The following is a 21,637-nucleotide window of genomic DNA, read 5'->3' on the forward strand; positions in this document are numbered from 1 at the left end:
CCGCCGCGGCGGACGAGCCGACCGCCCCCCTGAATCTTCTGGCCAGGAGCCGCCGATGGAAAACGCATCCGAGCAGATCAGCCCGACCGCCTACGCGACCGGCTATTTCTGGTACCGGCACGGACTCTCGCACGAGGCTTTCGCGACGGCGCGCGGACGGCGCATCGACTTCGCGTTCGAGCTGCTGTCGCGCACCGCGCGGCTGTTCAGCGGCTACTCGCTCGAGGCGCTGATGCTGGCGCGGCACAAGGGCATCGACGCGCAGCTGGCCAAGGCCATCGAATCCGGCCGCGTCGGCCAGGTCATCGAAATCGCCGCCGGCCTGTCGCCGCGCGGCTGGTCGTTCATGCGCCGCTACGGCAAGCGCCTGCGCTATCTCGAAACCGATCTGCCGGCGATGGCGCAGACCAAGGACGCGATGCTCGAAGAGGCCAGCGCGCGCTCGGAACGCCACCGCGTGGTCGTGCTCGACGCGCTCGCCGACAGCGGTCCGCATTCGCTCGCCGCCGTCGCCGCCAGCCTCGATTCCAAGGTCGGCACCGCGATCATCACCGAAGGCTTGATGAACTATCTCGACGCCGACACCGCGCGCGGCGTCTGGGAGCGGATCGCCGCGACGCTGCGCGGCTTCCCGCAGGGCGTTTACCTGAGCGATCTCTACTTCCAGGAACGCAAGGTCCATCCGGCACTCGCCGCGTTCGGCGCGCTGCTCGGCAAGTTCGTCAAAGGCCGCATGCACGTCCACTTCGAATCGCCGGCCGATGTCAGCCGCACGATGAAGGCGGCCGGCTTCGCCCGCGTGCGGGCGATCAAGACCGACGCCATCGCGGCGACGCGCGAGTACGCGCAGACGCGCGGCGGCGACGCCGTGCGCGTGCTGCAAGCCTGGGTCTGAACCGGCGAGCGGACGCGGCTCACGGCGCCGCGTCGATCAAGGAAGGTCTGCAAAACGCTGTCATCGCGAGGTCGTGCAGCGGCCGCGGCGATGCAAAGACGCTACCGGCGTCATGTACCGCGGGATGACTTCGTCGCCTGCGGCACCTCGCCGTGACGATGGATGCGCTTTTTCAGAGGCTTCTAGCCGAGGAACGCCTGACCGCCGTCGGCGGCGATGCTCTGGCCGTTGATGTAGGCGCAGTCGTCCGAGCACAGGGTCGCGACGAAGCGGCCGATGTCCGCTTCGCAGGCGCCGACGCGCTGCATCGGCACGGTGGCGACGAAGGCCGCCGCTTCGGCCGGCCGCTCGCGCGTCCACCACGCCATAGCCGGCGAATCGGCGAGCGGCATCAGCACGTTGGTGCGAATGCCATCCTTGCCCCATTCGCAGGCGGCGGCGCGCGACAGCTGGCGGATCGCTTCCTTGACCGCGCCGTAGGCACCGTAGCCGCTCATGTCCCAGCGCTTGGCGGCCGGCGAGCCGAGGTTGACGATGCTGCCGCCGTTCTTCTTCAGGTGCGGGTAGGCGAGCTTCATCAGGCGGAAGGTCGCCAGCGGGCCGGATTCCCAGCCGGCCGCGAACGCCGCTTCGTCGACCTGCTCGAGCGTGCCGAGCGGCACTTCCTGGGCGTTGTTGACGAGGATCTGCAGGCCGCCGAAGGCCTCGACCGTGCGCGCGACCGCGCGCTGCAGCGAGGCCGCGTCCTTGACGTCGCACTCGACCGCCAGCGCCGTGCCGCCGCGGCGGCCGATCTCGGCCACCGTGGTCTCCAGCTTGGCGAGCGTGCGGCCGGTGACGGCGACGCGCGCGCCTTCGGCGGCGAGCGCGTAGGCGATGCCCTGACCGACTCCCTGCCCGGCGCCGGTGACGAGCGCCGCCTTGCCGCTGAGTCTTTTCACGTTGTCTTCTCCCGGATGCGCCGCATGATCGGTGCGCCGCCGCGCTGCGACCTCATGCGCGCGGATGAGCCGCGCAGGCGCGGCGCCAGCGCGGATCGTCGACGCGGAACGTGCGCGGCCGCAGGTAGTCCTCGGGGTCGCGCAGGTAATCGAGCTCGGGCGGATCGTCGAGCGTCGCCAGCGCCGCGCGCCACGGCCGTTCGTAGGCCGCCGCGCCGCCGCCGAGAACCGGCGCCCACGCGTCGTGATGATTTGGCAGAAAAACCTGCGGATGCGCCGCGGCAACGTACAGCAGCGAGTCGCGCAGGCCGCTGGTCAGGGTGCCGAAGCCGACGATGGCGCCGAGCTGCACGTCAACGCAGTCCGGCAGCTGCGCCAGCGCCGCCCGTAGCGCCGGACCGTCCGGCGCGTCGTCGCCGATCGGCCCGGCCGAGTCGTGCCACAGCAGGCTGAAATCGCCGACGCGCAGCTGATACGCCCAGGTGCCGCCGGTCGGTTCGCCGACGCCGCCGTCGTCGAGCAGGGCGGCGGCGAACATCGCGAGCTCGCGCGGATCGGTATTCAGGTGCTCGACGTAGCTCAGCAGCTCCGGCCTGTAGATCAGCGGCAGACCGCCACTGAGCAGGTCCGCGGGATCCATCGCCGAATGGACGTGGCGGATGACCTGCAGCGGCGGCAGGTCCTGCCAGACGCGCAGGCTCTGCACCGCGCCGGGCGGCGGCGTGTCGCCGTCGCCGACGACCAGGCAGGCGAAGGGGACGCTCGCCTCGAGCTGCGCGGCCCGCGCGCGCGCCGTCGTACAGACCGTGCGGCTGCCGATCAGCGCGGCGCCGGTCTGCCCGGCGATGTAGCCCGCATCGGCGGCATGATCGAAATGGCCGTGGCCGACGAAGATCGCTTCGGGCTGGATCGCGACCAGCTCCTCGCGCCCGATCGGCACATAGTCCTTCTGCAGACCGACGGACTCCCAGGCGTCGAACAGGAACAGATGCCCGCCGGCGGCGACGATGAAACCCGAGACGCCGTACCACCACAGCTTGACGGTCGCCGGATCGGTGGCGTCGGCGCCGAGGATGCGCTCGCGCGCCGCCTGCACGTCGACACCGGGCGCGGGCGGTGGCGGCAACGCCTGCCAGGCCTCGGGCGCGACGTCGCCCTGGTTCACCGCCGAGGCGCCGGACGGAGACTCGGTCGCCGAACAGGCGGCGAGCAGCAGCGCCGCCAGCAGCAGCAGCCCGCGACGGCAGGCAGCCAGAGCCGCAGCCGTCTTCAGGCCGCGGCCCTGACGTCGTCGGCCGCCGCCGCCGTCTGCGCGAGATCGCGCGCGGCCAGATAGCCGAAGGTCATCGCCGGGCCGAGCGTCGAGCCGGCGCCCGCGTAGGTCGGCCCCATCACCGCCGCCGAGGTGTTGCCGATCGCATAGAGGCCGGCGATCACGCTGCCGTCCTCACGCAGCACGCGGGCGCGCGCGTCGGTGACGAGCCCGCCCTTGGTGCCGATCTCGCCCGGCCACAGCGGCACGGCGTAGAACGGCGGCTTGACGATCGGACCGAGGCAGGTATTCGGCTGCACCGACGGATCGCTGTAGTAGCGGTCGATCGCGGTCTCGCCCTTGTGGAATTCCGGATCGACGCCCGTTCGCGCGTACTCGTTCATCTTCGCGATCGTGCTCTTGAGGCCGGCGGCATCGACGTCGATCTTCTGCGCCAGCGCCTCGACCGTGTCGGCGCGGTAGTAGACCTTGTCGAGCCAGTCCTTCGGCAGCTTCGAATCCGGCTCGATCTGGCCGGGCAGGAAGATGCCCATCGGATACTTGTAGCGGAAGGTCGCGTCGAACACGAGCCAGCACGGCACGCAGCCGTTGCCCTTGGCGTCGTCGGCGTACATCGCGTCGCGGAAGTCCGGATAAGCGGCCGCTTCGTTGACGAAGCGGCGGCCCTTGCGGTTGACGGCGACGCAGCCGGGCATGCCGCGCTCGACGAACAGCGTGATCTGCTGCGGCGCGCCGGGCTTGCGCACGGTCGGCGAGCCCCAGACCTTGTCCATCAGCGCCAGTCCGGCGCCGAGCGCCTGACCGGCGCGGATGCCGTCGCCGTGATTGATCGGCGGCGCCGCGGTCCACTCGGTGGTCGTCGGCTTGGCCAGATACTGCTCGCGCATCTGCTGATTCGATTCGAAGCCGCCGCACGCCAGGATCACGCCGCGGCGCGCGCGGTAGCGCAGCGTGCGGCCGTTCTGGCGCACGCTCAGGCCGACGACGCGGTTGCCGCCGGCGGACGGTTCCTCGATCAGCGCCTCCATGCCGGTATTCAGCTGCAGCGGCACTCCGCGCTGCATCATCGCGTAGCGCAGCGCCGCGACCATGCCCTGGCCGAGCACCTGGCGGCGGTCGCGATGCGTCTTCAGACGCCAGCCGATGTCGAGCCAGTACTTGAGCACCAGCTTCAGCGTCAGGCCGACCCAGCCCCGCCCGCGCGAGAACAGCGTGTGCGCCTCGATCTGGTCCATCGCGATGCGGCCCATCAGTAGCGTGCCCTTGAAGGACTCGCGCTGCCGCTCGAACTCGGCGCCAAGCTTGGTCGCGTCGAACGCATCCGGCTGCATCGAACGCCAGCCTTCCTTGCCGCCGGGCTGGTTCGGGTAGTAGTCCGGATACTTCGGCACGTTGTGGTAGTGCACGTCGAAGGTCTTCGCCAGATAGCGGACCATCTCCGGCGCGTGCTTCAGGTAGGCCTCGATGCGCTCCTGCGGCACCGCGTCGCCGATCACCGTCTTCAGGTAGGTCAGCGCCTCCTCGTACGAGTCATGGCCGCCGCTGCGGGCGATGTCGTCGTTGCAGGGAATCCAGATGCCGCCGCCGGACACCGCGCTGGTGCCGCCGTACTGGTCGGACTTCTCGATCACCACCGACGACAGGCCCTGGCCGCTCGCGCACAGCGCCGCCGTCATGCCGCCACCGCCGGAGCCGACGACGATGACGTCGTATTCCTGATCCCAGCCGCCCGCTTCGTTCACGCCCATGTCGCCACCCGCCTAATTTGAAAGTCCGCGCCAGGGATGGCGCGGTCTTGAACAGGACGTTCCCATCGACGTTCCACTCACAGAAACACGTCGGTGTTGTCGCGGCCGAGCAGCACGGCGCCGTAGTTGCGGCCGAACTGGTCCGGATTGTTGGCGTAGTGCCCGCGCGCCGCGTAGATGTCGAGCAGGTAGCGATGCAGCGGGAAGTCGGTGAAGATGCCGCGCCCGCCGCAGGCCGAGAACAGCTGGTAGACGTGCTTGGCGCAGCGGTCGACGACCTGCGCCGCCTGATGGCGGAAGTGCACGCGCTGCGTCATGTCGCTGAGCGGCTCGCCGGCGCGCACCTTGCCCATCAGCACGTCGAAGTTGCGGTGCAAGACCAGCTTCATCTCGTCGATCGCCACCGCGGTCTCGGCCGCCGCGAGTTGCGCCGGCGGCTGCTCCGAAGTCTTGTTGCCCATGTCGCCGACGCGCACCTTGGCGAAGTCGATGAAGGCGTTCAGCGCGCCCTGCAGGCCGCCGATCGCCGCCGACGATACCGCGCGCACGAAGATCTGCCCGAACGGCAGCTTGTACAGATCGGCGGTGAACGTGTGGCGGCCCGGGTTGGTGCCCATGAAACCGTCGAGTCCCTTGTGCGTGCGGTACTCCGGCACGAACGCGTCCTTGACGACGATGTCTTTCGAGCCGGTGCCCTTCAGGCCCATCGTGTGCCAGGTGTCGACGATCTCGAAATCGGACTTCGGCAGCAGGAAGGTGCGGTACTCCGGCGGCTGGCCTTCGTTGAAGATCAGGCCGCCGAGGAAGATCCAGTCGCAATGGTCGCAGCCGCTCGAAAAGCCCCAGCGGCCGGAGAAGCGGAAGCCGCCGTCGACCGGCTTGACCTGGCCCTTCGGCATGTAGGTCGAGGCGATGCGCACGCTCGTATCGTCCTTCCAGACGTCGGCCGCGGCCTGCGGATCGAACAGCGCGATCTGCCAGTTGTGCACGCCGATCACGGCGTAGATCCATGCCGTCGACATGCAGCCCTCGGCGAGCGTCATGACGATGTCGTAGAAGACCTGCGGATCCATCTCGTAGCCGCCGTACAGCTTCGGCTGCAGCACGCGGAAAAACCCGGCGTCCTCCATCTCGCGCACGGATTCGACCGGCACCATGCGCTGCGCTTCGGTTTGCGCGGCACGGCTGGCCAGCACCGGCACCATGTCGCGCGCGCGCTGGACGAGCACGTCGGGGCTGATGGGAACGGTCTTGGGGGCTTGGTTCTGCACGATGGATCTCCTCGTCCGCCGCGAACGTCGGCGGCTTTGTTTGCGGCTGCCTTTTTCACAGAATTCGGCGCCCCGGGCCTCGTCCGAAATGACGAGCGCGCACGCCAGTGCAGGCCGCGTCAGCGCGGCTCGATGCGGACCTCGACCTGCGTGGCGCCGTCGTCGTTGTCGAGCTCCAGCAGCGCGGCATCGGGCGCCGAGCGCACGCGCGCGCCGCTAAGCTCGACGCGGTAGCCGTTCGGGTAATGCACGGCGAGCGGCACGTAGATCTGCGTCGGTCCGCCGGCCGCGCGCGGCGTGTAGCGGTACTCGAAGACCGCCGTGTCCGGATCGAACGACAGCGCCTGCGGAATGCCGGCGGTGGCCTGCGGATAGGTGCGCGCCAGCACGCGCAGCTTGTCGGCCTTGACGCTCGCCAGGTCGGTGTCGTCGGCGAACAGGCCCTGCGCGCCGCTGCCCTGCGAGGTCGTGGTCGGATCGCGCCAGTTCTTGTACTGCCAGTACTGCCAGCCGATCAGCTGCGCGTCGGCCGTGGCGGTGGTCTGGCGGAGGATGTCGAGATCGTCGGTGGCGCCGAACTCGGTCAGCAGTTCGACGCCGTTCATGCGCTCGGCCTGGTCGCGGGCTTCACGCAGCGAGGCGCGCGCAAAGCCCGCGCAGGTGCCGGACACCGGCAGCGCATCGAGCAGGCCGAGCTGCACCGCCTGCGTCAGCGCCGCCAGCGGGCAGTAGTAGTGGAAGGAGTAGCCGAGCTGCGTTTCACCGTCGACCGGCACGAAGCCCTTCGGCGTGCCGAGACTGCTGCCCTGCGGCTCCGACTCGAACCAGACGAGCTGGTGCGGATCGACGCTGCGGATGCCGGCGAGCGCGTATTCGAAGAACGGTTGCAGCTCCTTGCGATCGTGCGCGGGACAGCCGAGCAGCGGGATCAGGCAGCTCGGGTATTCGAGGCCGGCCCAAGGCTCGTTGAACAGGTTGTAGCCCATCGAGTACGGCTGGTCCTTCCAGCGTCGCGCGACCGCGACCCAGGCGTCGCGGAAGCCGTCGCGCACCGCGCCGTCGTTCTTCCACAGATTGTCGAAGGACTGCGAGACCTGCGGCGTGAAGTAGTTGAACGGAAAGCCGAGGCTCGGCGCGCCGAGCAGCGCCGTGAGGTCGCCGACGACGGCGTCGACCGCCCAGGGCGGCACGCCCTCGCCCTGGTAGATCGGCCCGAGCATGTCCTGATGGAAGTCGAACAGCATCCAGATGTGGCGCGAGGCGAGCAGTCCGACGACGCGATGCCAGGCGTCGAGATACGCATGATCGACGACGCCGGCGGCGTCCGGCATGACGCCGGTCCACAGCACGCCGATGCGCGCCGCGTTGAAGCCGTACTGCGCGAGCCAATCGGCGTCGGCGGCCGTGAAGCCCTCGGCATCCGCGGGCGGCACGTACGGCGCTTCCTTCCAGACCAGGTTGACGCCGTGCAGCAACACCACGCGATTCTGCGCGTCGACCAGGAAGCGTCCGTCGCGGCGCAGCTGCGGCGTCGTATCCGCGCTGCTCGCGCTTTCGCGGCTGGCGCCGCAGGACAGCAAGCCGGCGCACAGTGCGAGCACGGCCGCGCGAGCGATGATTCGCATGCGTCCTCCCCCTTTTCTTCCCGTCTTGTCCGCCGCCTGGCGGCCGCATGCATCGCACCGGCGCGCAGGCTGCTTTTGTCGAACGAAACGCTAGGTTTGTCAGCGCCGCGTCACTTCGTTCAAACGGGTGATGTGACCCCTGGGGCCTGTGCCCACACTGGCCGCGACGGTCGCCGTCGCGGCGATGCCCCATTTCGATTTTGTTTGAGCCAAGGAGCGCCGGCAGATGGCCTGCTCGAAAGACTACAACCTCGGTGAATTCACCTTTCCGCGCGGCTGGTTCATGGTCGCCGAATCAGCGAAGGTCACCGATCAGCCGCAGGGCGTGCATTTCCTCGGCCAGGAATTCGCGCTGTATCGCGGCAAGGACAGCGGCAAGGTGATCTTGCTCGATGCCTACTGCCCGCACATGGGCACGCATCTGGCGCGCAACAGCACGTCCTATGTCGCGCAGGACGGCGCGGTCGAAGGCGATTCGATCCGCTGCCCGTATCACGCCTGGCGCTTCGGACCGGACGGCAAGTGCAACCACATTCCGTACTCGACCGGACCGATTCCGCCGGCCGCGAAGGTGCGCTCATGGCCGGTCGTCGAAAGCATGGGCGCGGTCTTCGTCTGGCACGATCCCGAAGGCGGCGAGCCCGAGTGGGACGCACCGTTCCTGCAGGAATGGAACGATGCGGCGTGGACGCACTGGACCTTCGACGATCTCGGCAAGATCGACACGCACCCGCAGGAAATCGTCGACAACATCACCGACGCTGCGCACTTCGGGCCGGTGCATGGCTCGCGCACCAAGTTCTTCGAGAACGAGTTCCGCGGTCACCTGGCGATCCAGCGCATGGGCGGCGGCCACCGCACGCTCGTCGCGCAGGGCGGTCCGATGCTCGTCACCGAGGCCGTCTACCACGGCCCGAGCATCCTGATCACGCGCATGAGCGGCCTCTACGACTCGTACATCTTCATCGCCCATACGCCGGTCGACGACGGCTCCAGCTATGTCTGGCATGCCCTGCTCGTGAAATCGGCGAGCGGCGGCGCGGCGACTGCGGCCGATCACGCGGCCGCACGCCAGTACCAGGACATGGCGCTCGCCGCGTTCGCGCAGGACTTCGAGGTGTGGAAGCACAAGCGGCCGTGCATCCAGGGCATGTTCGTGCAGGGCGACGGCGCCTTCCGCAAGCAGCGGACCTGGTACAAGCAGTTCTACAACCCGCGCGCGCAGAAGCAGGAGTTCCTCAAGCAGGTCGAGGGCATTCACGTGCCGCGCGGCATGGAGCCGGCCCCGGACGAAATGCGCGCGCAGAGCGAAGCGAGTCTGCCGATGGTCGCCAACGCCTGAGCGCAGGCTGGCGCGGCAAACGAAAAGCCCGCGGCAGAGCCGCGGGCTTTTTCGTGGGCAGCAGTTTTTCGGAAAACCGCGCGTCGCGGCCGGACGCGCCGGACCGCCATGCTAGTGCTGCATCGCCTGCTTGAACGCCGCCGGCATGTTGAAGTCGTAAGAGCGTTTCTCGCGGCGTTCGCTGATCCGCCAGCCATCCGGCGTGCGCACATAACGATCGAGATACCAGAGGCCGAGGAACATGGTCTCGCCTTCGCCCGCCGTGCCGTCGGCCTTCGGCAGCACCATCGGGTTGAAGCAGGCGATCCTGCCGCTCGCGGTGTCGCCGTCTATCTCGAACAGGAAGTTGCCGTTGAAGTGCATGTAGCCCGGGAACACGCCGAGCGCCTGCGGCAGCCAGTCGCGGATCTGCGGATAGCGCCCGTCGATGCCGCCCATCGCGCGGTAGTCGATGTACGCATCCGCCGTGAACACCGTGTCGAGCCGCGCGAAGGCACGCTCGTCGATCGCGTAGGCGTAGCGCAGCACGAGCTGCTCGAGTTCGCTGCGGTCGATCAGCTGCTGCAGGGCGGCGTTCATCTCACTGACCTCCGATGACTTCCATGTCGCCCGGCGCCCAGTACGCGCGCATCGAGCTGAACTTGCCTTCGTCGTTGAACGTCATCACGTCGATGACGCGAATGATCGCCTGCCCTTCCGGCATCTTGAGCGCGACGTCGAAGGCCATCGCCGCGGCATTGCCGTGCGAGCCGCGGATCGGCGCGGCGAGCTTGAGCTTGGCGCCGGTCGCGATCGACATCTCGTAGAACTTGGTGATCTCCGCCTTGCCGTGCCGCGGCTTGCTGCCGACCGGGTCCTCGACGCTCGCGTCGTCGGCATACAGGGCCGCGATCGCCTGCGCATCCGAGCGGTTGAAGCCATCGATATAGGCCTGCATGGCTTCCTTCATCGTCTTTTCGCTCGGCACTGCCTGCTCTCCTGTTCGCGGATTCCGGTTGGCGGGCGGACAGCGCGCTGTCGGTTGCGCGGCCGCCCGGATTCGCATGCTCGCGGCACGGCTGCTGCCCGCGGATCATCCGTCCGGACGAAGCCGCTAGTAAAACCGCATCATCGCCATCGCGCGCGGCGCCACGGCGCTTGACGCGCCCCCGCGATGGGTCTATTCATTGCCGGCCGGTCCGTTTCGAGAATCTATTCGCGAAAGTCCCATCAGAGGACAGCGAGAGACGGGCCTACATACCGAATGGAGGAGGGAACCATGGCTGTATCCGCCGAACAGATGTCCGGCCTGCGAAGCGTCGCCGCCAATAAGCGCGCCGTCATCGGCAGTCGCCCGCGCAGTTCAGAACCCGTACCGCTCGACCAGATCGACCAGTTGCTCGGCGCGATCTACGACGGTCCGACCGAATCACCGCCGTGGCAGACCGCGATGATGAAGCTGCGCGACATGCTGCGCGCCGCGCACGTCACGCTGATGCTGCGTCCGCCGTCGTCCGACAGCACCGGCATCATGATCAATACCGGACCGACGACGGCGCAGGGGGTCGAATCATACGAGACCCATTTCTTTGCCGCCGACCCGTTCGTGCGCCTCGCCGAAGGCGATGTGTTCTCGGCCGAGGAGTTGATCGGCCCGCAGTGGATGCAGAGCCAGTACTTCCACGAGTTCCTCGAACCGATCGGCGTGCGCCATCTGATCGGCGCCGACATCTACACCAAGGACGGCATCGAGTGCCGCTTGCGCATCACGCGCGGTCCGGACGCCGCGCCGTTCTCGGCGGAAGACAAGTCGCTGGTGCGTCTGCTGCTGCCGCACCTCAAGCGCGCGATCCAGCTGCATGCGCGCCTCGATTTTCTCGAGTGCGAGCGGGCGCTGTTCGCCGGCACCGTCAACCGCATGCTGCTCGGCATGGTCAGCTTCGATCAGAACGGCAACATCGTCGAGACCAATCAGGAAGCGCGCCGCATCCTCGCCGAGCGCGACGGCATCTGGCTGTCCGGCAACAATCTGTGCATCGAGAGCAGCCAGGAGAGCCGCGACCTGCAGCGCATGCTGCGCACGGCGCTCGCCGGCACCGGCGATGCCGAGGGCCCGGGCGTCGTCGAGGCGATGGCGGTCACCCGGCCGTCGGGCCGCGCCAAGCTCGGCATCCTGGTTCGCGCGATTCCGCTCGGCCGCTGGTCCGAGAGCAAGCTGCGCCCGGCCGTCGCCGTGTTCCTGCGCGATCCGGAAGCCAACGCCGCGCAGCCCTCGCAGGAGCTGGTGCGCCGGCTGTTCGGACTGACTCGCATGGAGGCTTCGCTGGCGCTGCTGCTGACCGAGGGCTACACGCTGGACGAAGCCGCCGAGAAGATGAGCGTGCGCCGCAACACCGCCCGCACGCATCTGCGCTCGATCTTCTGCAAGACGGGCGTGACCCGGCAGACGATGCTGGTCCGTTTGCTGCTGAACAGCGTGCTGAGCCTCGGCTGATCCCGACAGATCCGAGAAACCCCGACGCGCGCGTGTCAGCATTTGCTGACACGCCGCGTCGGCATTCGGTCAGCTTCGTCGCACAAAAAGAACCATTACAGTGCGTTCGGGGAGCGTGGCAGACCAAGGATGGTTCAGGCCGCACGGCGGCATCCACTTCGCTCCCGCCAGGGATCGGCGTTGGCCGGCAGGACGCGGTAGTGCACGTCCTGCCGGCCAAGCGCGGCGGTGGATCGGGTCGATCTACCGTCGCGCCAAGGATGGCGAATGCGGCGGCATCAGGCCCGCCGCTGTATCACCCAAGGCTTCGCGTTCCGCGAAGCATCTCCACAGTTCCCGCTTCGCTTGTGCCGCTTGCGCCCATGAGGCGATCGGCGTTCGCCGATGCTGATCGCGCTGCGCGCACAGGCGATACGAATTGCCCGCATCCCCACGAAGGAGACGCGGCCGTTACTCGTCCTCGCCCATGCCGAGTTCCTTGATCTTGCGCGTCAGGGTATTGCGCCCCCAGCCCAGTCGCTTGGCGGCCTCCTGACGCTGGCCCTTGGTGGCCGCCAGCGCGACTTCGATCATCGTCCGCTCGAACAGCGGCACCGCGGTACCGAGCAGATCGCTGTGCCCGGACGCCAGCTCGCGCTGCGCCCAGTCCTGCAGACTCAGATTCCAGCTCGCATCGGCGGCTGAGGGGATCGCGGCGGCGGCGACCGGCGCCAGCTCGGAAGCAGCCGGCGGCGGCGGCGCGGCCATCGCCGGCACCGGCCGCACGGCCGGCTGCGTCGCCGACGCCTGCAGCAACTCCGGCGGAAGGTCCTGGACGTGCACATCCTGTCCGGGCGCCATGACCGTCAGCCAGCGGCAGATATTTTCGAGCTGGCGCACGTTGCCCGGCCATGGAAAGACCTTCAGCTTCTGCAGCACATCCGCGCGCAGGCGCTTCGGCTCGGTCTTCAGCTCCTCGGCGGCGCGCAGCAGGAACGAGCGCGCCAGCTGCGGGATATCCTCGGGACGCTCGCGCAGCGGCGGGATGCGAATGCGGATGACGTTGAGGCGGTGATAGAGATCCTCGCGGAAACGCCCCTCGCGCACCAAAGCATCCAGATCCTGGTGCGTCGCCGCGATCACGCGCACATCGACCTTGACCGGCGCGACGCCGCCGACGCGATAGAACTCGCCGGTCGACAGCACGCGCAGCAGCCGCGTCTGCAAATCGGCCGGCATGTCGCCGATCTCGTCGAGGAACAGCGTGCCGCCGTCGGCCTGCTCGAAGCGACCCTTGCGCTGCGTGGCGGCGCCGGTGAACGAGCCACGCTCGTGGCCGAAGAATTCGGATTCGAGCAGATCCTTGGGGATCGCCGCGGTGTTGATGGCGATGAACGGCTTGGCGGCGCGCGGGCTGTTGGTGTGCAGCGCGCGCGCGACGAGTTCCTTGCCGGTGCCGGATTCGCCGGTGATCAGCACGGTGATGTGCGACTGCGACAGGCGGCCGATCGCGCGGAACACGTCCTGCATCGCCGGCGCTTCGCCGATCATCGTCGCTGGCGGCTCGGCCGGCGTCTCGTCCGGCACCTCGCGCTTGCGCGCGGCGCGGCGCACGAGGTCGGCGACGCCGTCGACGTCGAACGGCTTCGGCAGATACTCGAACGCGCCGCCCTTGTACGAGGCGACCGCCGCATCGAGGTCGGAATGCGCGGTCATGATGATGACCGGCAGCTCGGGATGCGCGGCACGCACGCGGCCCATCAGGGTCAGGCCGTCGACACCGGGCATGCGGATGTCGGAAATCAGCACGTCGGGCGCTGCGTCTGCCAGCGCGTCGAGCAGTTCGGCGGCGCCCGGAAAGCTGGTGACCTGCATGCCGGCGCGGCTCAACGATTTTTCGATGACCCAGCGGATCGACTCATCGTCATCGACGATCCACACGTTGAGGGCGTTCATGCGGTTTCAATCGGCAGATAGATGGAAAAGACCGTGCAACCGGGCCGCGAGCGGCACTCGATCAGGCCGCCGTGGCTGTGCACGAGGTACTGCGACAGCGGCAGGCCCAGACCGGTGCCTTCGGCCCGCGTCGTCACCATGGGATAGAAGATTTTCTCGATCATGTCGGGCGGCACGCCGGGGCCGCTGTCCTCGATGTCGATCTGCACCGCGAGCTTGTGCCGCGTCGGGCCGATCGTGAGCTGGCGTCGCGTCCGCGTGCGCAGCGTGATGGTGCCCTGCGTGCCGACCGCCTGCAGGGCGTTGCGCAGGATGTTGAGCACCGCCTGGATGATCTGCTCGCGGTCGACGGCCAGCTCCGGAATGCTGGGGTCGTAATCGCGCAGCACGGCGACACCTGCCGGCGCCTCGGCCTGCACCAGACGGCGCACGTGCTCGAGCAGTTCGTGAATGTTCAGCAGCGTCTTCTGCGGCGCCCGATTGGGCCCCAGCATGCGGTTGACCAGATTCTGCAGCCGGTCGACCTCGCGGATGATGACGCGCGTGTACTCGCGATGCTGCGAATCCGGAAATTCGTGCTCGAGCAACTGTGCCGCGCCGCGAATGCCGCCGAGCGGATTCTTGATTTCGTGCGCGAGGCCGCGGATCAGCTCGCGGCTGGCATCGAACTGCGTCTGGAACAGGCCGTCGCGTGAAATGCGCAGCTGGCGCTCGACCGGCAGCATTTCCATCAGCAGGCCCGGCTTGCGCCCGACCACGAACGGCGTCGTGGTCAGATCGACGGTCACCGCCGCGCTGCCGTTGCGGGTCAGCTTGGCTTCGCGCTCGATGAAGCCGGTGGAGGTGTCGAGCGCCCGGCGCAGCCGCGCCTCGTGCGGCGCGAAGTGCGGTACCGCCTCGGCCAGCGGCGCGCCCAGCGCCAGCCGGCGCGAGACTTCGAAAAGCCCCTCGGCCGCGGAATTGATCGTCGACACGCGCAGACCTTCATCGAGAGCGATCACGGCCGTGGTCAAGCCATCGATGACGTCTTCCGCCGTGACGCGGCTACGGACACCCAGTTTCATCAGGCAAGCGAACGCAAGATGCAGGCCATGGCCGAGACCGCGATGGGACTGGCTTCTCGCGGCGGGCAATGCACCATTTTAGTTCAGTTGGATCTTTTTGGTGCGGAAGCGGCCAATCTGATCTCGGCGACCTCGAAGCGCCCGGTCTCCGAGCGCGCGACCTCCTGGCCGCGCGCATCGAGCAGAACCACCACGAGCTCGTGCACGCCCGGCGCGAGTGCCGCCGGGACGCTCAGCGCGTCGACGGGAGCGGCGCTGATCGATTTCCCATCCACCTGATAGACAAGCCGAAATCCGGAAACGAGCGCCGGCATCACGCTGGCCGCAAGGATGCTCGGCTGGGCGCCCGGGGCGAGCCGCTGCCCCGGCGTCGGCGACTCGATGCGGACCGAAAAACGCGCCGCCTGGCGCAAGGCCTCCGGCGAGTAGGTCTTCGGGAGCTTCTTCCCGGCAGCGGAGGACGGACCGAAATGCAGCGGTCTGGCGTTCCGATCCGGTGCGCGATCGCTGTAGTGGACGACCCCGTTGGCGTCGACGTAGCGATAGACCTCATCGGCAGCGGCCGTGGCGGCCAGCGCGAGCAGTACGGCAGCAACGAGCGTCTTTCCCATGCGCGGCAGCCTACGGGGCCGCGCGCGCAAAAGAAAAGCCCCCGCCGATGGCAGGGGCTTTCCGAAGGACATCCGGCGCGGGCACGGCCCGCGACCGGCGCCGCACACCTTAGAGCGAGTAATACATCTCGAACTCGATCGGATGCGTCGTCATGCGGAAGCGCGTGACTTCCTGCATCTTCAGCTCGATGTAGGCGTCGATCAGGTCGTCGGTGAAGACGCCGCCGCGGGTCAGGAACTCGCGGTTCTTGTCGAGATGCTCCAGCGCCATGTCGAGGCTGTGGCAGACGCGCGGGATCTTCTTGTCCTCTTCCGGCGGCAGGTGGTACAGATCCTTATCCGAGGCTTCGCCCGGGTGGATCTTGTTCTGGATGCCGTCGAGGCCGGCCATCATCATCGCCGCGAACGCCAGGTACGGGTTGGCGGTCGAGTCCGGGAAGCGGACTTCGATGCGGCGACCCTTCGGGTTCGACACGTACGGGATACGGATCGAGGCGGAACGGTTGCGCGCCGAATAGGCGAGCATGACCGGCGCTTCGAAGCCCGGCACCAGACGCTTGTAGCTGTTGGTGCCCGGGTTGGTGAAGGCGTTGATGGTCTTGGCGTGCTTGAGGATGCCGCCGATGTAGTACAGCGCGAGCTCCGAGAGGCCGCCGTACTTGTCGCCGGAGAACAGGTTCTTGCCGTCCTTGGCCAGCGACTGGTGGACGTGCATGCCCGAGCCGTTGTCGCCGACGATCGGCTTCGGCATGAAGGTCGCCGTCTTGCCGAACTGGTGGGCAACGTTCTGGACGACGTACTTCAGCTTGAGGACGTCGTCGGCCTTCTTCACCAGCGTGCCGAACTTGACGCCGATCTCGCACTGGCCGGCGGTGGCGACTTCATGGTGATGCACTTCGGTCGGCATGCCGACCGCTTCGAGCGTCGAGCACATCGCCGAGCGGATGTCCTGCAGCGCGTCGACCGGCGGCACCGGGAAGTAGCCGCCCTTGACGCCCGGACGGTGGCCCATGTTGCCTTCCGGATAATCGCGGCCCGAGTTCCAGGCGGCTTCCGAAGAGTCGATGTTGACGAAGCAGCCCGACATGTCCGAGCCGTAGCGGACCGAGTCGAAGATGAAGAATTCGTTTTCCGGGCCGAAGAACGCGGTGTCGGCGATGCCGGTCGACTTCAGGTAGGCCTCGGCGCGCTTGGCGAGCGAGCGCGGGTCGCGGGCGTAGCCCTGGCCGGTGGCCGGCTCGATGATGTCGCAGGAAAGCACCAGCGTGCTGTCCTCGAAGAACGGATCGATGAACGCCGAGTCCGCGTCCGGCATCAGGATCATGTCGGACTCGTTGATGCCCTTCCAGCCGGCGATCGACGAGCCGTCGAACATCTTGCCATCGGTGAACAGCTCTTCTTCGATGGTGTGCGACGGCACGGTGACGTGCTGTTCCTTGCCGCGGGTATCGCAAAAGCGGAAATCAACGAACTTGATTTCCTTCTCTTTAATGGTCTTCAGAACGTCGGCGCCCGACATGGGTCCATCTCCTTAGGGATTTCCAGAATTCAATAGCCACCGGGACTCTCGCCGCCCGGCGCGCGCCAGAATGCAGCATGAAGCATGCCAGTGGCGCGCGCGGGAATCGAAACGGGGCGCGGTATCGTACCGACTTTCCTGCACGGCGGCTTGGCCGCCGCGCCAGATCCTCAGCGCTGGCCGCCGAGGATGCGCTCGACCGCCGCGGAATGCGCCGGTTCGAGCTCGTCGCGGCTGTTCACCGTCATGCCCAGATCGCGCAGCCGGCCGTCCTCAAGCGCGTAGACCCAGGCGTGCAGGCTCAGCGCCTGGCCGCGCTCCCAGGCTTTCTCGACGATCGTCGTCTGGCCGATGTGCAGGACCTGATGCAGCACGTTCAGCTCGACCAGACGATCGTGCTGGGTCTTGTCGTCCGGAATCGCGTAGAGCCGCGGCGCATGGCGGTCCGCCACGTCGCGCACGTGGCGCAGCCAGTTGTCGGACAGACCGACGCGTTCCTGGCGCAGCGCCTTGTTGACGCCGGAGCAGCCGTAATGGCCGACCACCATGATGTGCTTGACCTTCAGCACCTCGACGGCGAACTGCGTGACCGTCAGGCAGTTGAAGTCGGTGTGGACGACGACATTGGCGACGTTGCGGTGCACGAAGACTTCGCCCGGCGGCAGGCCGAGAATCTCGTTGGCCGGAACGCGGGAATCGGCGCAGCCGATCCAGAAATAGTCCGGTTGCTGCTGGTTGACCAGCCGCTTGAAGTAGTCCGGATCCTCGGCCACCTTGCTGCGGGCCCAGGCTTCGTTATTGACGAACAGCTGGTTTAGCGTACGCATGGCGGGGCGACTATAGCGGCAAGCGTGGAAAATGGGGAGCTTGCACTGCACCGCGTTTCACGGCAGCGCCCTCCACCGCGTTGACCGGCCGCAAGCGCACATGACACCGTACGCGCGCCTTCAGATCCCGAATGTCCATGCGTCCGTTCGCGCTGTCCTATTTATTCGTCGTCGCGGCGTCGGCGCTCGGCATCGCGGCGCTGCTGGCACTTGGCGCGCAGCACTACCCGGCGACGGCCGCGGCCGCGCCGCATGAAGATCCGGTGCTGGCCGGCACGACACCGCTGGCGCGCCTGCTGCTGCAGATCGTCGTCGTGCTGGTCGCGGCCCGCGTCCTCGGGACGCTGTTCCGTCGTCTCGGCCAGCCGGCCGTGATCGGCGAGATCGTCGCCGGCCTCGTCCTGGGCCCGTCGCTGCTCGGCTGGCTGTGGCCGTCGGCATCGGCGCTGCTGTTTGCGCCCGCGTCGCTGGCGCCGCTGGGCCTGCTGAGCCAGCTCGGCGTGCTCGTCTTCATGTTCCTCGTCGGCCTCGACCTCGATCTCGGCGCGATCCGCGACAAGGCACGCACCGCCGTCGTCGTCAGCCACACCAGCATCTTCGTGCCGTTCGCGCTCGGCGTCGGCCTGACGCTGTTCGCCTATCCGCAACTGGCCGCACCGGGCGTGCCGTTCCAGGCGCTGGCGCTGTTCATGGGCATCGCCATGAGCGTCACCGCCTTCCCGGTGCTGGCCCGCATCCTCGAAGAGCGCGGCCTGCTGCAAACGGCCATCGGCCGCAGCGTGATCGCCTGCGCCGCGATCGACGACGTCAGCGCCTGGTGCCTGCTGGCGCTGGTCGTGGCGCTCGCCAACGCCGGCGACCTCGCTGGCGCCGCGCTGACCGCGCTGCTGACGGCGGCCTTCGTGCTCGTGATGCTGCGCGCCGTCCGGCCCGGGCTCGCGCACTGGGCGCATCGCCGCCAGGCGCGCGGCGACGACGCGCTCCACATCAGCGTCGTGCTCGTCATCCTGCTGCTGGCGGCCACGGCGACCGAACTGATCGGCATTCATGCCCTGTTCGGCGCCTTCCTCGCCGGCGTCGCCATGCCGGCGGCCGGTGCATTCCGGGCGGCCGTGCGCGAGCGGCTGCACGCCTTCGCCACCATCGTGCTGTTGCCGCTGTTCTTCGCGCTGTCGGGCCTGCGCACCCAGCTCGGCCTGATCGACGGTGCCGCCGACTGGGCGCTGTGCGGCGCGATCATCGCCATCGCCGTCGCCGGCAAGCTCGGCGGCAGCTACGTCGCGGCGCGGCTGACCGGCGCCAGTCGCGAAGACGCCTTCGCGATCGGCGCACTGATGAACACCCGCGGCCTGATGGAGCTGATCGTGCTCAACCTCGGCTACGACCTCGGCATCCTGTCGCCGCGCGTGTTCACGATGATGGTGCTGATGGCACTGGTGACGACGCTGATGACGGGCCCGCTGCTGAGCTTCGGTCAGCGCCGTCTCGCCGGGCTCGCCAGACCGGCTTGATATACTCGCGCCCCATTTTCGAAGGCCGCACGGGCTGCCCATGACGTTCCAGGACATCATCCTCACGCTGCAGAAATTCTGGGCCGAGCAGGGCTGCGTGATCGTGCAGCCGATGGACATGGAAATGGGCGCCGGCACCTTCCACTGGTCGACCTTCCTGCGTGCGGTCGGCCCCGAGCCGTGGAACACCGCCTACGTGCAGCCGAGCCGCCGGCCGACCGACGGCCGCTATGGCGAGAACCCGAACCGCCTGCAGCACTACTACCAGTTCCAGGTGCTGATGAAGCCGAGCCCGGCCAACATCCAGGAGCTCTATCTGCAGTCGCTGAAGCTGCTCGGCTTCGATCCGCTGACCCACGACATCCGTTTCGTCGAGGACAACTGGGAGTCGCCGACGCTCGGCGCCTGGGGGCTGGGCTGGGAGGTCTGGCTGAACGGCATGGAAGTCACGCAGTTCACCTACTTCCAGCAGGTCGGCGGGCTGGAATGCCGGCCGGTCGCCGGCGAGATCACCTACGGTCTCGAACGCCTGGCGATGTACGTGCAGAAGGTCGAATCGGTCTATGACCTGGTCTGGGCGCGCGATCCGCTGACGGGTCGCGAGGTCAGCTACGGCGACGTCTACCACCAGAACGAAGTCGAGCAGAGCGCCTACAACTTCGAGTACGCCGACGTCGGGACGCTGTTCGAGCGCTTCAACAAGTGCGAGGCCGAATGCCAGCGCCTGCTCGCGCTCGACACGCCGCTGCCGCTGCCGGCCTACGAGCGCATGGTCAACTGCTCGCACGCCTTCAACATGCTCGACGCGCGCGGCGCGATCTCGGTCACCGAGCGTCAGGCCTACATCCTGCGCGTGCGCACGCTGGCGCGCGCCTGCGCCGAGGCGTATTACGGCGCGCGCGAAAAGCTCGGCTTCCCGATGCTGGCCAAGCCGGCGCAGGCCGCATAGCCGCCGCATGATCCTGTACGGCATGTACGATTCGCCGTTCGTGCGCCGCGTGGCGGTGACGATGCGGCTGTACGGCATGCCCTACGAGCACCGACCCTGGTCGGTCGGCCGCGACCAGCTCGCGCTGCGCGAGGTCAATCCCCTCGGCCGCGTGCCGGCACTGGTTCTCGACTCCGGCGAGACGCTGGTCGATTCGAGCGCGATCCTCGACTTCCTCGACGAACAGGCCGGCGCGGCGCGCGCCTTGCTGCCGACCGGCGGTCCCGAGCGGCGCCACGCGCTGCAGCTGATCGCGCTCTCGCTCGGCGCCGTCGAAAAAGGCCTGCACGTGGTGCTGGAACATGTGTTCCGCCCCGTCGACAAGCGCCATGAGCCCTGGCTCGCGCGCTGTCGCGCGCAGATCGACGGCGCACTCGCTGCGCTCGAGCGTCACTGCGCGGAGGTCCCCGCCGGCCACTGGCTGCTCGGCACCGCGCCGATGCAGCCGGACATCACCCTGGCCTGCGTCTACACCTACCTGCGCGAGGCGACCGGCGTCGACTTCGCGCCATACCCGGCGCTGCGCCGCTGCGCCGAACAGACGCTGGCCTTACCGGCACTGCGCGAGATCTACCTGCCGTTCGACGCGCCGGTCGGCGCCTGAGTCGTCGTCCCGAGCTGCGCAAGGCGCGAGCCACGAAAAAGGCCGCCGGAGATCCGGCGGCCTTTTTCCATGGCGCGGACGCCGCGAGGTCTGCCGCCTACAGGATCCAGGCCGCGAACAGGCCGACCAGGCCCAGATGCAGGGTCCACTTGCCGATCTTGTAGCCGACCGGGCTGCGTTTCTTGAGCGCCTTCATGCGCGCCTTGTAGCCGACGATCAGGCCGCTGAAGCGATTGCCGAAACCCGACAGGCTGCTATCGAGGTTGTCGATGTAGAACAGGCTGTTGAAGAAGCGCGCGAAGTAGAAATAGAACTTCTGCACGAAACGCAGCCGCAGCGGCCGGTCGACGTCCGTCATCAGGATCAGACGCGGCACTTCGGTGTCGTTGTACGCGGCGTGCAGGTAGGTCTCGTCGAAGATGATGCCTTCGCCGTCGCGCCAGGTGTAGGGCTCGCCGTTGACCAGCAGTCCGCAGCGGTCGTCGTTCGGCGTCGACAGCCCGAGCGAGTAGCGCACGCTGAACGCGAACGGGTCGTGATGCTGCGTCAGCCGCTTGCCCGGCATCAGCACGGCGAACAGCGCGAGATTCATGCCCGGCACCTGATCGATCAGCGCGCAGGTCTTCGGCGCCAGCTTGCGCGCCGACGGAATGTCGTTGTCGTAGATCTTCAGGTAGAAGCTCTTCCAGCGATTGTCCTTGTAGAAATTGCTCGCCGGCAGGTCGTTCTTCACCGCGATATGGCCCATGCCGTACAGCGCCAGCGCCTCGTCGCGAATCGTCTGCCAGTTGTCCTGCAGCAGCTTGAGCTGCGGAAAACTCGACAGCGGTGGCCGCGCCGCGGTCGACACGCGCGACAGCAGATAGGCCGGGATGTTGAGCGGCACCACGAACGTCGAGAAGTCCGTCAGCTGCCGCCCCCACGACAGATGGGCGCGGTTACGCAGGCGCACGAACACCAGCGACCCAACGTAGATCAGGAACATGGAAATCAGGACAGTCACGGCACAC

The 21,637-nt window shown here is 67.8% G+C and carries 19 protein-coding genes; 6 read left to right on the top strand and 13 right to left on the bottom strand.

Annotation, left to right across the window (positions count from 1 at the left end; all coding sequences use genetic code 11):
• Nucleotides 1-55 precede the first annotated feature (55 nt).
• Nucleotides 56-895, top strand: coding sequence for a class I SAM-dependent methyltransferase (locus H149_RS23820; protein ID WP_020649971.1), 840 nt, complete (start codon nt 56-58; stop codon nt 893-895).
• A 182-nt stretch (nt 896-1,077) separates the two neighbouring features.
• Here H149_RS23820 and H149_RS0111835 read toward each other — a convergent pair whose 3' ends face one another.
• From H149_RS0111835 to H149_RS0111855, 5 genes are all read right to left on the bottom strand, one after another.
• A complete protein-coding gene (locus H149_RS0111835) occupies nt 1,078-1,836 on the bottom strand; it encodes an SDR family NAD(P)-dependent oxidoreductase (RefSeq protein ID WP_020649972.1) in 759 nt (252 codons plus the stop codon).
• Nucleotides 1,837-1,888: 52 nt separating this feature from the next.
• On the bottom strand, nt 1,889-3,001 hold the full coding sequence (locus tag H149_RS0111840; protein WP_020649973.1) for an MBL fold metallo-hydrolase: 1,113 nt from the start codon (nt 2,999-3,001) through the stop codon (nt 1,889-1,891).
• Nucleotides 3,002-3,105: 104 nt separating this feature from the next.
• Nucleotides 3,106-4,857 (bottom strand): FAD-dependent oxidoreductase, encoded by a 1,752-nt coding sequence (locus H149_RS0111845; RefSeq protein WP_020649974.1) that lies wholly within the window; start codon nt 4,855-4,857, stop codon nt 3,106-3,108.
• Nucleotides 4,858-4,934: 77 nt separating this feature from the next.
• Nucleotides 4,935-6,062: a flavin-dependent monooxygenase gene (locus H149_RS0111850; RefSeq protein WP_051101855.1), complete on the bottom strand. Its 1,128-nt coding sequence runs from the start codon at nt 6,060-6,062 to the stop codon at nt 4,935-4,937.
• Nucleotides 6,063-6,247: 185 nt separating this feature from the next.
• A complete protein-coding gene (locus H149_RS0111855) occupies nt 6,248-7,753 on the bottom strand; it encodes a cellulase family glycosylhydrolase (RefSeq protein WP_154654765.1) in 1,506 nt (501 codons plus the stop codon).
• 226 nt (nt 7,754-7,979) lie between these two features.
• Here H149_RS0111855 and H149_RS0111860 point away from each other — a divergent pair, with 226 nt between their 5' ends.
• Nucleotides 7,980-9,095 (top strand): 3-ketosteroid-9-alpha-monooxygenase, oxygenase component, encoded by a 1,116-nt coding sequence (locus H149_RS0111860; RefSeq protein ID WP_020649977.1) that lies wholly within the window; start codon nt 7,980-7,982, stop codon nt 9,093-9,095.
• Nucleotides 9,096-9,206: 111 nt separating this feature from the next.
• Here H149_RS0111860 and H149_RS0111865 read toward each other — a convergent pair whose 3' ends face one another.
• On the bottom strand, nt 9,207-9,674 hold the full coding sequence (locus tag H149_RS0111865; protein WP_020649978.1) for a nuclear transport factor 2 family protein: 468 nt from the start codon (nt 9,672-9,674) through the stop codon (nt 9,207-9,209).
• A 1-nt stretch (nt 9,675) separates the two neighbouring features.
• Nucleotides 9,676-10,062 (bottom strand): steroid Delta-isomerase, encoded by a 387-nt coding sequence (locus H149_RS0111870; protein ID WP_020649979.1) that lies wholly within the window; start codon nt 10,060-10,062, stop codon nt 9,676-9,678.
• Between the two features lie 291 nt (nt 10,063-10,353).
• Here H149_RS0111870 and H149_RS0111875 point away from each other — a divergent pair, with 291 nt between their 5' ends.
• Nucleotides 10,354-11,568 carry a helix-turn-helix transcriptional regulator gene (locus H149_RS0111875; RefSeq protein WP_211213590.1) on the top strand — a complete coding sequence of 405 codons (1,215 nt, stop codon included), beginning with the start codon at nt 10,354-10,356 and terminating at the stop codon, nt 11,566-11,568.
• A gap of 450 nt (nt 11,569-12,018) precedes the next feature.
• On the opposite strand, the gene ntrC is transcribed toward H149_RS0111875, so the two are convergent.
• The 5 genes from ntrC to can all read right to left on the bottom strand — a co-directional run bounded on the left by ntrC (nt 12,019) and on the right by can (nt 17,524).
• On the bottom strand, nt 12,019-13,503 hold the full coding sequence (gene ntrC, locus H149_RS0111880; RefSeq protein WP_020649981.1) for a nitrogen regulation protein NR(I): 1,485 nt from the start codon (nt 13,501-13,503) through the stop codon (nt 12,019-12,021).
• The gene (gene glnL, locus H149_RS0111885) at nt 13,500-14,567 is read right to left on the bottom strand and encodes a nitrogen regulation protein NR(II) (RefSeq protein ID WP_020649982.1); all 1,068 of its coding nucleotides are present in this window, start codon (nt 14,565-14,567) and stop codon (nt 13,500-13,502) included. Before glnL ends, ntrC begins: the two co-directional genes overlap by 4 nt.
• Before the next feature lie 83 nt (nt 14,568-14,650).
• Complete coding sequence (locus H149_RS22220; RefSeq protein WP_020649983.1) at nt 14,651-15,178, bottom strand: DUF4124 domain-containing protein; 528 nt, start codon at nt 15,176-15,178, stop codon at nt 14,651-14,653.
• A gap of 109 nt (nt 15,179-15,287) precedes the next feature.
• A complete protein-coding gene (gene glnA, locus H149_RS0111895; protein ID WP_020649984.1) occupies nt 15,288-16,697 on the bottom strand; it encodes a glutamate--ammonia ligase in 1,410 nt (469 codons plus the stop codon).
• 170 nt (nt 16,698-16,867) lie between these two features.
• Nucleotides 16,868-17,524, bottom strand: coding sequence for a carbonate dehydratase (gene can, locus H149_RS0111900; RefSeq protein ID WP_020649985.1), 657 nt, complete (start codon nt 17,522-17,524; stop codon nt 16,868-16,870).
• Nucleotides 17,525-17,655: 131 nt separating this feature from the next.
• On the opposite strand from can, the gene H149_RS20780 reads away from it, so the two are divergent.
• Genes H149_RS20780 through H149_RS0111915 form a run of 3 tightly spaced genes read left to right on the top strand, consistent with a single transcriptional unit; the run spans nt 17,656 to nt 20,627 of the window.
• Nucleotides 17,656-19,035 carry a cation:proton antiporter domain-containing protein gene (locus H149_RS20780; protein ID WP_154654766.1) on the top strand — a complete coding sequence of 460 codons (1,380 nt, stop codon included), beginning with the start codon at nt 17,656-17,658 and terminating at the stop codon, nt 19,033-19,035.
• 40 nt (nt 19,036-19,075) lie between these two features.
• Nucleotides 19,076-19,984: a glycine--tRNA ligase subunit alpha gene (glyQ, locus tag H149_RS0111910; protein ID WP_020649987.1), complete on the top strand. Its 909-nt coding sequence runs from the start codon at nt 19,076-19,078 to the stop codon at nt 19,982-19,984.
• Between the two features lie 7 nt (nt 19,985-19,991).
• Nucleotides 19,992-20,627 carry a glutathione S-transferase family protein gene (locus H149_RS0111915; RefSeq protein WP_020649988.1) on the top strand — a complete coding sequence of 212 codons (636 nt, stop codon included), beginning with the start codon at nt 19,992-19,994 and terminating at the stop codon, nt 20,625-20,627.
• 97 nt (nt 20,628-20,724) lie between these two features.
• Here the strand turns inward: H149_RS0111915 and H149_RS0111920 are convergent, their stop codons facing one another.
• Complete coding sequence (locus tag H149_RS0111920; protein WP_020649989.1) at nt 20,725-21,612, bottom strand: aspartyl/asparaginyl beta-hydroxylase domain-containing protein; 888 nt, start codon at nt 21,610-21,612, stop codon at nt 20,725-20,727.
• Nucleotides 21,613-21,637: the final 25 nt, after the last annotated feature.

It is taken from the genome of Solimonas variicoloris DSM 15731, from assembly GCF_000382285.1.
GTDB classification, from domain to species: domain Bacteria; phylum Pseudomonadota; class Gammaproteobacteria; order Nevskiales; family Nevskiaceae; genus Solimonas; species Solimonas variicoloris.

Excerpts from the sequence above, each read along its gene's own strand:
- H149_RS0111860 (WP_020649977.1), top strand. The coding sequence starts at position 7,980 with ATGGCCTGCTCGAAAGACTACAACCTCGGTGAATTCACCTTTCCGCGC.
- H149_RS22220 (WP_020649983.1), bottom strand. The coding sequence starts at position 15,178 with ATGGGAAAGACGCTCGTTGCTGCCGTACTGCTCGCGCTGGCCGCCACG.
- H149_RS0111920 (WP_020649989.1), bottom strand. The coding sequence starts at position 21,612 with ATGTTCCTGATCTACGTTGGGTCGCTGGTGTTCGTGCGCCTGCGTAAC.
- can (WP_020649985.1), bottom strand. The coding sequence starts at position 17,524 with ATGCGTACGCTAAACCAGCTGTTCGTCAATAACGAAGCCTGGGCCCGC.
- H149_RS23820 (WP_020649971.1), top strand. The coding sequence starts at position 56 with ATGGAAAACGCATCCGAGCAGATCAGCCCGACCGCCTACGCGACCGGC.
- H149_RS0111855 (WP_154654765.1), bottom strand. The coding sequence starts at position 7,753 with ATGCGAATCATCGCTCGCGCGGCCGTGCTCGCACTGTGCGCCGGCTTG.
- glnL (WP_020649982.1), bottom strand. The coding sequence starts at position 14,567 with ATGAAACTGGGTGTCCGTAGCCGCGTCACGGCGGAAGACGTCATCGAT.
- H149_RS0111915 (WP_020649988.1), top strand. The coding sequence starts at position 19,992 with ATGATCCTGTACGGCATGTACGATTCGCCGTTCGTGCGCCGCGTGGCG.
- glyQ (WP_020649987.1), top strand. The coding sequence starts at position 19,076 with ATGACGTTCCAGGACATCATCCTCACGCTGCAGAAATTCTGGGCCGAG.
- glnA (WP_020649984.1), bottom strand. The coding sequence starts at position 16,697 with ATGTCGGGCGCCGACGTTCTGAAGACCATTAAAGAGAAGGAAATCAAG.
- H149_RS0111865 (WP_020649978.1), bottom strand. The coding sequence starts at position 9,674 with ATGAACGCCGCCCTGCAGCAGCTGATCGACCGCAGCGAACTCGAGCAG.
- H149_RS0111875 (WP_211213590.1), top strand. The coding sequence starts at position 10,354 with ATGGCTGTATCCGCCGAACAGATGTCCGGCCTGCGAAGCGTCGCCGCC.
- H149_RS0111850 (WP_051101855.1), bottom strand. The coding sequence starts at position 6,062 with ATGGTGCCGGTGCTGGCCAGCCGTGCCGCGCAAACCGAAGCGCAGCGC.
- H149_RS20780 (WP_154654766.1), top strand. The coding sequence starts at position 17,656 with ATGTCCATGCGTCCGTTCGCGCTGTCCTATTTATTCGTCGTCGCGGCG.
- ntrC (WP_020649981.1), bottom strand. The coding sequence starts at position 13,503 with ATGAACGCCCTCAACGTGTGGATCGTCGATGACGATGAGTCGATCCGC.
- H149_RS0111845 (WP_020649974.1), bottom strand. The coding sequence starts at position 4,857 with ATGGGCGTGAACGAAGCGGGCGGCTGGGATCAGGAATACGACGTCATC.